This window comes from Caulobacter sp. CCH9-E1 (genome assembly GCF_001556515.1).
Lineage (GTDB): Bacteria > Pseudomonadota > Alphaproteobacteria > Caulobacterales > Caulobacteraceae > Caulobacter.
This window is the reverse complement of sequence record NZ_LSJA01000219.1, coordinates 1-9036: the sequence shown is the minus strand read 5'-3', so window position 1 is coordinate 9036 and position 9036 is coordinate 1. Positions and strand designations below refer to the sequence as shown.

At 68.0% G+C, this 9036-nt stretch carries 8 protein-coding genes and 1 pseudogene; 6 read left to right on the top strand and 3 right to left on the bottom strand.

Annotated elements, in window-relative coordinates:
- From AX690_RS23345 to AX690_RS12670, 3 genes and pseudogenes are all read left to right on the top strand, one after another.
- A pseudogene (locus tag AX690_RS23345) lies at positions 1–470 on the top strand (hypothetical protein); the annotation flags it as partial.
- 29 nt (positions 471–499) lie between these two features.
- Positions 500–1018 carry an RNA polymerase sigma factor gene (locus AX690_RS12675; RefSeq protein ID WP_156449656.1) on the top strand — a complete coding sequence of 173 codons (519 nt, stop codon included), beginning with the start codon at positions 500–502 and terminating at the stop codon, positions 1016–1018.
- Complete coding sequence (locus AX690_RS12670) at positions 1015–1791, top strand: anti-sigma factor (protein WP_066686411.1); 777 nt, start codon at positions 1015–1017, stop codon at positions 1789–1791. The genes AX690_RS12675 and AX690_RS12670 overlap by 4 nt, the downstream gene beginning before the upstream one ends.
- Before the next feature lie 52 nt (positions 1792–1843).
- Here the strand turns inward: AX690_RS12670 and AX690_RS12665 are convergent, their stop codons facing one another.
- The 3 genes from AX690_RS12665 to AX690_RS12655 all read right to left on the bottom strand — a co-directional run bounded on the left by AX690_RS12665 (position 1844) and on the right by AX690_RS12655 (position 5217).
- Positions 1844–2677, bottom strand: coding sequence for an alpha/beta fold hydrolase (locus AX690_RS12665; RefSeq protein WP_197426857.1), 834 nt, complete (start codon positions 2675–2677; stop codon positions 1844–1846).
- 35 nt (positions 2678–2712) lie between these two features.
- Complete coding sequence (locus tag AX690_RS12660) at positions 2713–3972, bottom strand: cytochrome P450 (RefSeq protein ID WP_156449655.1); 1260 nt, start codon at positions 3970–3972, stop codon at positions 2713–2715.
- Positions 3973–4107: 135 nt separating this feature from the next.
- On the bottom strand, positions 4108–5217 hold the full coding sequence (locus AX690_RS12655) for a GAF domain-containing protein (protein ID WP_066686405.1): 1110 nt from the start codon (positions 5215–5217) through the stop codon (positions 4108–4110).
- Positions 5218–5345: 128 nt separating this feature from the next.
- On the opposite strand from AX690_RS12655, the gene AX690_RS12650 reads away from it, so the two are divergent.
- From AX690_RS12650 to AX690_RS12640, 3 genes are all read left to right on the top strand, one after another.
- Positions 5346–6962 carry a GMC family oxidoreductase gene (locus AX690_RS12650; RefSeq protein WP_066686404.1) on the top strand — a complete coding sequence of 539 codons (1617 nt, stop codon included), beginning with the start codon at positions 5346–5348 and terminating at the stop codon, positions 6960–6962.
- Positions 6963–7039: 77 nt separating this feature from the next.
- Positions 7040–7762, top strand: coding sequence for a response regulator (locus AX690_RS12645; RefSeq protein ID WP_066686402.1), 723 nt, complete (start codon positions 7040–7042; stop codon positions 7760–7762).
- Positions 7763–8038: 276 nt separating this feature from the next.
- Positions 8039–9013: a hypothetical protein gene (locus AX690_RS12640; RefSeq protein WP_066686400.1), complete on the top strand. Its 975-nt coding sequence runs from the start codon at positions 8039–8041 to the stop codon at positions 9011–9013.
- Positions 9014–9036 lie beyond the last annotated feature (23 nt).

Here is a 9036-nt window from a genome sequence, read left to right as displayed (position 1 = left end):
CGGCGACCAACAAAGTCGTCGCCTATGTGCCGGTCGGCCAGGCTCCTCAGGCCCTGAGCTACGTGCCCGACGCGGTTCCGGAGGGGCCCGGAACGCAGAACCTACAGCCGCTGGGCAAGGGCGGAGCCGCCGCGCATCTGGTGTTGGGTCCCGTCGGCGGGGGTGGCGAGGAGCCCACCAGCGTGAGCCTGTTTGACCAGGGGCTGTTGCAGGTGCTGCAGGCGTCTGTCACCGGCCTAGCGCCCAAGCAGGCCTATGTGCTGGCCTTGGCGCGACAGCCTGACGGCTCCGGCCCTCTCGAGCCGCTGGCCAGCTTCACGGCCAACCCCGCGGGCGCGGCGATCGTCAATGCGATCGGGCCTATCCGCCAAGTCGTGCAAGCGCCGAGCGCGGCGGAGAGGCGCTATCTGGTGATCGCGCCGGGAACCGCGGAACGGTTCGGCGCGCCCGTCCAGGTTCAGGCCCGCTAGGGCGCGCCCGGAGAGCCGCCGTGGACGACATGACCCGCCTGATCGAGCCGTCGATCCCGAGCCTGCGCCGCTATGCGCGCTCTCTGGTCCAGAACGCCGCCGAGGCCGACGACCTCGTGCAGGACTGTCTGGAAAGAGCGGTCGGGCGTTGGACCCAGCGCCGCGAGACCAGCGACGCGCGCGGTTGGCTCTTCTCGATCCTGCATAGTCTGGCGGTCAGCCGCTGGCGCCGGTTGGGCCGACGTGGACGAGAGGTGCCGTTGGACGAGCTGGCCGAGACGGATTTGGCCGAGCGCGCCACCCAGCAGGACGGCGTAGATCAGAGCGATATCCTCCGGTCCCTCGCGGCCTTGCCGCAGGACTACCGCGCCGTGCTTCTGCTGGTCGGGGTCGAAGACCTTTCCTATGCCCAGGCCGCCAAGGTGCTGGGCGTCCCGATCGGGACAGTGATGTCGCGACTGTCGCGCGCCCGCGCCCGCCTCGCCCAGATCATGGCCAAGGGTTCGGCCACCCAGGTTGGAACGCCGCTTCTGCGGAGGATCAAATGAGCGCCCCGCGCCCCATTAGCGAAGACGACCTGCAAGCTTATGTCGACGAGGCTCTTCCTCCGACGCGTCGCCAGGAGGTGGAGGCCTATCTCGCGGCCCACCCCGAAGAAGCTAGGCGTATCAGGGGTTATGTCGGCGATCGCGCCGCCTTGCGCGCCGCTCTGAGCGCGATCGCCGAGGAGCCGATCCCGCCGGAGCTAGGTTTGCGCGCCATGATCGAGGCTCGTCGCGCGCGCCAAGCCTACTGGCGCCCCGCGATCGCCGCGGCGGCCGTGCTGGCGATCGGCGGACTGGCCGGATGGACGGCCAGGGGCGTTGTCGCGCCGCCGCTCAACGGAGTCGGCGCTCTGTCGCGTGAGGCCGCCGACAACTACCGAGTCTATGCTTCGGATGTTCATCGCCCTGTCGAGATCGATTCAACTCAGAAGGCGGACCTGGTGCGCTGGGTCTCCAATCGTCTCCGTAGCCCCGTCGCGGTGCCGGATCTGCAGGCCGCGGGATACCGCTTCATCGGCGGACGACTGGTTACCACGCCGCATGGGCCGGCGGCGATGTTCATCTACGACGGCGCCGATGGTCTGCGCCTGGCGGTGATGGTGCGGCCGATGCAGTTGGAAAAGAACGTCGCGATGACAGAGCGCGAGGATGCCGACCTCGGCGGCGTATCCTGGGCGACCGACGGCGTGGGCTACAGCCTTGTCGCGCCGCGCTCGCCCCAGGCGCTCCACCCTCTAGCCGATGAGGTTCGGCGGCAGATCAGGGGGAGCTTCTAGCGTGTGAAGACATCCCGGCCACGCTGGCGCGGTCGGGATGCCTAAGGGGCCTTCAGCGGCGACCGCGGGCCTCCAGGAACGATAGGACCGAGCGGTTGAAGGTCGCCGGCGCCTGCCAGGGCGCAAAGTGACCGCACCCGGACAGAACTTCGAGTTCAGCGCCTGGGATGGTGCGCGCGATCCAGGCCGCATGCGTTGGAAGAATGAACTCGTCGCGGTCACCCGTCGCAATCCTGACGGCCCTCGACCGGACGCGGGCGACCTGGTCCGCGCCCAGGTTGAGGCTTGAAGTCTGCATGGTTCTTACCGCCTGAGCCAACGCGGCGAAATCTGGCGCTGGCGAGAGTTCGGCGTAGTCAGCAGCGAGCCGCGGCCCGACCTGCTTAAGGATCGGAGCGTTCCCGGCGTTCGGACGCACGCCTTCCTGGTTCATATTCGCGCCGAAGGCGTAGATCGGCCCAAGGTCGGCTGTAGGGGCCAAGGCCAGAACGAGGGCGATGATCGCCCCATCGCTCCAGCCGACGATCGCGGGTTGCTCAAGGCCAAGGCGCGCGATCAGGGCGCCGACATCCGCAGCCATCCGCTCATAGGTCAACGGCTCCGGGCCCAGAGTGCTGCGGCCATGTCCGCGGCTGTCGAACAGAATGACCTGGTAGCCCGCTCTAACCAGAGCGGGGACCTGACCGCTCCAAACCTTGTGGCTGGAGAGGCCCCCGTGGAGAAGGATCACCGGAGGGCCTTCGCCGACCACGCCATACCAGAGCCGGGCGCCTTCGCGCTCAAAGTCGCCCTCGGCCCGGATGCCCAGCGCATTAGAGGAGCCGTTTCGTCCCGAGAGGCTCTTTGTCTGGCATCCCGCCAGACCGCCGAGGGTGAGCGCGGCCAAGCCGTAGGCCGCGCTCCTGAGCAATCGCCGCCGGATCACAGCGCCACCCGCAGACCATCGATGCGGCGGATGCCGGCATAGCCTTCGATCTTCGGCGGCGGCCCCGCCAGGCGCAGGCTGGGCAAGCGACGGCTAAGCGCCATTAGGCCCTCCTCGAGTTCAAGCCGCGCGAGCGCCTCGCCGATACAGCGATGCGCGCCGCCGCCAAACACCAGCGGCCATCGCGGATGGTCGGTCCGGTTGATGATGAAGGCGTCGGGATCGGAGAACCGGGCGGGATCGCGCATCGCCGACAGGGTCGAGAGCGACACCAGCCGGCCCGCGGGGATGATCGCCCCGTCCAGCACGATCTCCTGCGTCGCGAGCCGCGGAACCGAGCCGACGGCCGGTTGCACCCGCAGCGCCTCCGCGACGGCGGCGCGGGCCAGGCTCGGGTCGTCACCGACACGTTTCCAGGCTTGGCCCGTCGCCAACATTAGCCCGGTCTGGATCGCCATCGCCGTCCGCGTGGTGTCGCTAGCGCCGATGATCAAGGTCGCCAGCTGAGCGACAGCCTCTGCTTGGGTGAGCGCGTCGGCGCCGATGGCCGCGACCATATTTTCCATCAGCTCCGAGCGTGCGCCTTCGCCCGCCATCGCCTTGGCCAAGCTCTGTTGGACATAGGCCGTTAGCCGCCCGGCGCCCTCGACCATCGACGCCATGTCCTCGCCGGGGAGGGCGGGCGCGAAGGCGGGGGAGACCTGATAGACCCATTGCGCGAACGCCTCGGCTTCACTGGGCGGCGCGCCCAGGAGACGGCTCATCACCAGTGGCGGAAAAGGCGCGCAGAACGCGGCCATCAGATCGATTTCGCCGTCGAACCTCGCCCCGGCCTCGACGTCGTCGATCAGGCGTTCGGCCGCCGATCGGATGGTGTCGCGCAGGGACTCAACGGCGTGGAACGCCAGGACGCGAGACATCGGCGCGCGGCGGCGCTGGTGCGCGTCGCCCTCCGACATCAGCAGCGACTCGACCAGCAGGTCCTGCAGCGGTCCTGGGGGGACGCCGCGGATGCGGCTGTAAAGCCCGCCATCGATCTGCCGCGTCCGGTCATCGGTCAGCAGGGTGTCGACATCGGCGGCGCGGAGCACGAGGCAGGCGCCATCCTCGCGCTGAATGACTGGCGTCCTGGCCCGCCAGTATCGAAAGACGGTGTGCGGATCGCTCTCCAGGGCTGACGAGGAGACGAAGGGCGGCTGTCCCGTTGAATGGCCATCCTGAGGGGCATGATCGGGACGTTGGGGGGAAGCGGTCATCGTGAGGTCCTCGGCGAGACGGCCGATGAGCCGTCCAATGGCTCCGACCGATCGCTCGGCCCTGCTGATCGGATGTCACCTCCGCGTTGCAGCGGAGGTGCCGATCGATGACCGTTGTAACCGTCGCGGCGCGGACTAGCGCGGCTTTCGATCCAGCACATCCATGGCGCGCCGCAGCCGGCCATCGGTGACGCGCAGCTTGATCTCGTCCGACACTAGGGACGCCAGATTGGTGAGGATCGCCTGTTGGGTGGCGTCCAAGGTGCGCGGCTTGGTGTCGATCACGCAGAGCGAGCCCAGCGTGAAGCCGTCGGGATCGACGACCGGGCAGCCGGCGTAGAACCGAAAGTGCGGCGCCTCGGCGACGGCGGGATTGTCCGCGAAGCGCGGGTCGGCCGACAGGTCCTCCGACACCATGCAGCGCCTTTCCAGGATGGTGTGGTTGCAGAAGGCCCAGCTGCGGGGCGTGTCGGCCATGTCCAAGCCATGACGCGACTTGAACCACTGGCGGGTCGGGGTCAGCAGGGTGATCAGCGAGATCGGCATGCCCAGGGTCTGCGCGGCCAGCCAGGTCAGCTTGTCGAAAGCGTCCTCGGGCGGGGTGTCCACGAGGCCCGAGCGCTCCAGCGCCAGCAGGCGTTGGGCTTCGTTGGCGGGCAGCGGGACGCTCGGGCTGGCCTCGGGCGCGGCCGGAACCAGCGCCGGTCCTCGCACCGCCGTTTCAGCGGCTTGGGCCAGTGTGTCCAGATCCTCCACGAAGCCCACCCGACCTCCGGCCGCCGCGGCGAAGGCCGCGGTCTGAGCCTTGGGGCCGACAAGCAGGATCGCCGTCTGCGACAGCGCCGAATCCGAGGCCAGGGCTCGCAGCAGGTCGGCGGCCATGGGCAACGAGCCCGCGTCGATCACCACGGCGGCCGGAGAGCGGCCGCCGATGTTCAGCAGAGCGGGGAACGGCTCGGGATAGGCGTCGATGAAGCAGGAGGGCGCGTGCGCCAGCCGCGCGGTCAACCCCGGCAGGGCGTCGGGGCCGGCGATGACGATCACCCGCGCCGACACCGGCAGGGCCAAGGCCTCGCCTGGCATCAAGGCCAGGACATCGGATCGAAAGACGCGGCGATGACCCCCCGGCGTCTTCCACGAAGGGATCGATCCGCCCTCGATCAGCAACTGCGCGGTGCGCACCGACACGCCCAGGATCTTCGCCACGTCCGTGGTGGTCAGGATGTCCTTTTCGGCCGTGTCCATCGTGTCTCCAGGCCTCTCGCCGCAGCGGACAGATGCCTACCCCGCCTTGCCTTGACAAGGTCTAAATTCGATGCATTTGATGAATTTGATAAATTTGATACTTCATTTCGAGTTTTGGAGTCTAACCTGTGATCGACCACCTCCCAAGCGACCACCCCGATTTCGCCGTGCGCGTAGCGGCCAGCCAAGCCGAGCGGGCGGCCCATTTGAAGGCGACCTACGATTTCATCGTCTGCGGCGCGGGAAGCGCCGGCTCGGTTCTGGCCAGACGGTTGGCGGAGAACCCCGCCGTGCAAGTGCTGCTGATCGAAGCGGGGGGCAGCGACGAGCGCGCCAGCGTGATGGAGCCCGCAGCCTGGCCGACCAACCTCGGCGGCGATACCGACTGGGGTTTCGTGGCCGAGCCCAATCCCCAGCTGAACGGACGCGCGATGCCGATGTCGATGGGGAAGGTCTGCGGCGGCGGCTCCAGCATTAATGTCATGGTGTGGTCGCGCGGCCACCGCAGCGACTGGGACCACTTCGCCGAGGAAAGCGGCGACGCCTCCTGGGGCTACGACGCCGTGCTGGGCCTCTACCGGGAGATCGAGAACTGGCAGGGCGCGCCTGACCCCGCGCGGCGCGGGACGGGCGGGCCGGTCTATGTTCAGTCGGCGCCTAATCCCGGCCCTGCGGCTTACGCCATGGTCGACGCCGCCCAGGAGCTTGGCATTCCGACCTACGCTTCGCCGAACGGCGAGATGATGGAGACCGCGGGCGGCTGCGCGATCAGCGACGTGCTGATCCGCGACGGCAAGCGCCATTCCATCTTCCGAGCCTTCACCTATCCCTATCTCGACCGGCCCAACCTGACTCTGCTGACCAAGACCCAGGTTAACCGGGTGATGATCCAAGGTGGGCGGGCCATCGGCGTCGAGGCCATTCGCGACGGCGTGCTTCATCGCTTCGGCGCGGCCCACGAGGTGATCCTTTGCCTGGGCGCGATCCAGACTCCGACCGTCCTGATGCGATCAGGCGTCGGCGACGAGTCGGAATTGCGCGCTCACGACATCAAGGTGGCGCAAAGCCTGCCGGGCGTCGGCGCGAACCTGCAGGACCACGTCTCGTTTGGCTGCATCTGGGAATACAAGGAACCCATCGCGCCGCGAAACAGCGGCAGCGAAGCGACGCTCTACTGGAAGTCCGACGCGGCGCTCACTGAGCCGGACCTGCTGTTCTGTCAGGTCGAGTTCCCGGTCCCGAGTCCCGAGACGGCCCTGCGCGGTGTTCCTGAGCACGGCTGGACCATGTTCGCGGGCCTGGCCCATCCTAAGAGCCGCGGCCGGGTGCGCCTGGCCTCGGCCGATCCGATGATCGCCCCGCGGATCGAGCTGAACACCTTCAGCCACCCGGACGATCTCAAAGCCGCGCTCGCCTGCGTGGAGCTCTGCCGCGACCTCGGCAATACGCGGGCCTTCGCTCCCCTGGTCACCCGCGAAGCCATGCCGGGGCCGCTGAACAAGGCGGACATGGAGCAATATGTGCGGGACGCGGCGGTGACCTATTGGCACCAGACCTGTTCGGCCAAGATGGGGCGGGATGAGATGTCGGTGGTCGACGCCAGCCTGCGCGTCTACGGCGTCGAAGGGCTGCGCGTCGCCGACGGCTCGATCATGCCCAAGGTCGCGACGGGCAACACCATGGCGCCCTGCGTGATCATCGGAGAGAAGGCCTCCCGATACATCCGCGCCGCCCACGGGCTTTGACACGGGACGCGGCCGCGCCTTTCGAGGTTGCGGCCGTATCCGTCCCGTGAGTTTGGATCTCCAAGAAAGCCGGATGCATGCAGCACGCCCAGAGACACGTCCTCGTGGTGGACGACGATCCTCGGCTCCGAGACGAATTCCAAGGCTATCTGAGCGCCTACGCCTTTCAGGTCAGCACGGCGCCGGACGGCGCGGCCATGAAGCGGATCTTGGCCGCCCGGCCGGTGGATCTTGTCGTCCTGGATCTGGAACTGGGGGCCGAGAACGGGCTGGACCTTATGCGAGGCGTCATCGATCGCGACGTGGCGCCCGTGATCAGCCTGACCGGCGCGCCGGGGGAGGCTCCGGACAAGGTGGTGGCGCTGGAGCTGGGCGCCGATGACTGCATCAGCAAGCCGGTTAATCCCCGGGAGCTTCTCGCCAGGATCCGCACCGTCCTACGGCGCGCGGGGCCGGCGCGGTTAGCGCGCTCGCGGCCACGCGCCCGATGGCGTTTCGTCGGCTGGGAAGCCGACTTGCGTCGGCGCAGTTTGACGGCGCCGGACGGCGCCTTGGTCAAGCTGACGGCCGCCGAGTTCAACCTGCTCGCGGCCCTGCTCAAGACGCCCAGCCAGGTGCTCAGCCGCCAGCAACTGGTCGCCGCCTGTCGCGTGCATCCCGACGAAGTCACCGATCGCAGCATCGACGTGATGATTCTGCGGTTGCGCCGAAAGCTGGCCGCCTGGCCCGATGGTCAGCGCATCATCCGCACCGAGCGCGGCGCCGGCTACGCGCTCGCGGTGGCGGTCGAGACAGTCTGACGGGGGCGCCGGCCGCGGCTGGAACTCGCCAGCCCGGGTCGGCTCCACCTGGGCCGGGAAAGCATAGCTCGCACCATGCACCGTCTCGATCAACGTGCGGCCATGGCGATCGTCCGCAACTTTTCCATGTAACCGTTTCAATGTGCGCGCCGATGCGCCGGTCGAAGCAAGGCCGTTACCGCCGTGACACCACAGCCGCCCTAGGAGGCTTGGCGGGGCTCACTTGGCCGGACATCATCGCCCTTGATGAGCTGAAATCGACAAGAAAGACCGCCCATGCCCAAACTCCCGTCGCGTCCGGCTCCCCTGTTGGGCGCGCTCCTCGCCGGCGGCCTGCTATTGTTCGCCTCGCCCGGCTTTGGGCTCGCCCGCGCCGCCGCGGCGCCGATGGCGACGCAAAGCGACCAAACCGCGTCGGTTCTCCGGGGAAGGATTGCTCCGCCACACGAGGAAACCCTCAAGGCCTATGTCGCCGCGGGCGCGACGGAAACCAAAGCCCATATCCTCACCGACCGGGAATGGGCCTTGGTCGAAAGCGCTATCGCCGATCTTCCCGAGCTGTATCGGCGGGTCCTGGAACGACGCCTCGCCCGGCTTAGTTTCGTCGATGCGCCGTCCAGCCTCGGCACGGCCTTGACGCGCTCTTCCGAGGGCCCCAACGGCGAACCGGTGCTCGACATCACCATACGCGCCGAGGTGCTCGAACAATCGCTTTCCGCCTTCCTCACGCAGAAGGAGGCGGCGCTCTTTTCTCCGGATGGGTCGGGCTACAGCGTGCGGGTTACGGCGGGAGACGCCTCGGCCCTGACCTATATTCTGCTGCACGAGGCCACGCACGTGGTCGATCGCACGCTAGACGTCACCACGGGCGGCGGCCCTTTCAAGGCCGTATGGGTCGACTATCGGCGCTTGGCGCAGCCCTATGCGGCCAGTGTGATCGCCCGCTCCGTCTATCGCCGCGAACCCAAGCTTCCGCTCGCTCAGAGCCCCTTCCTCTATCGGGCTCTGGCTCAAGCGCCGTTCGTGTCGCTGTATTCCACCGCCTCGGCCGGCGAGGACTTCGCCGAACTCATGGCTTGGCGTGAGCTCTCGAGCCGCTTTGGGACGGCGCTGAGGATCCAGGTTCTGGACGGACACGGCGCCGAGATCGTTTCGATAGAGCCGCTCCAGTCGACCTCTGTTCGGTTGCGTCTCCAAGCGGCCGAGGCGGTGCTGGCGCGCGCCAGCGCGGCGGCGCCCGAAAAGATCTGAAAGAACGACGGCGGGCGTGGGGC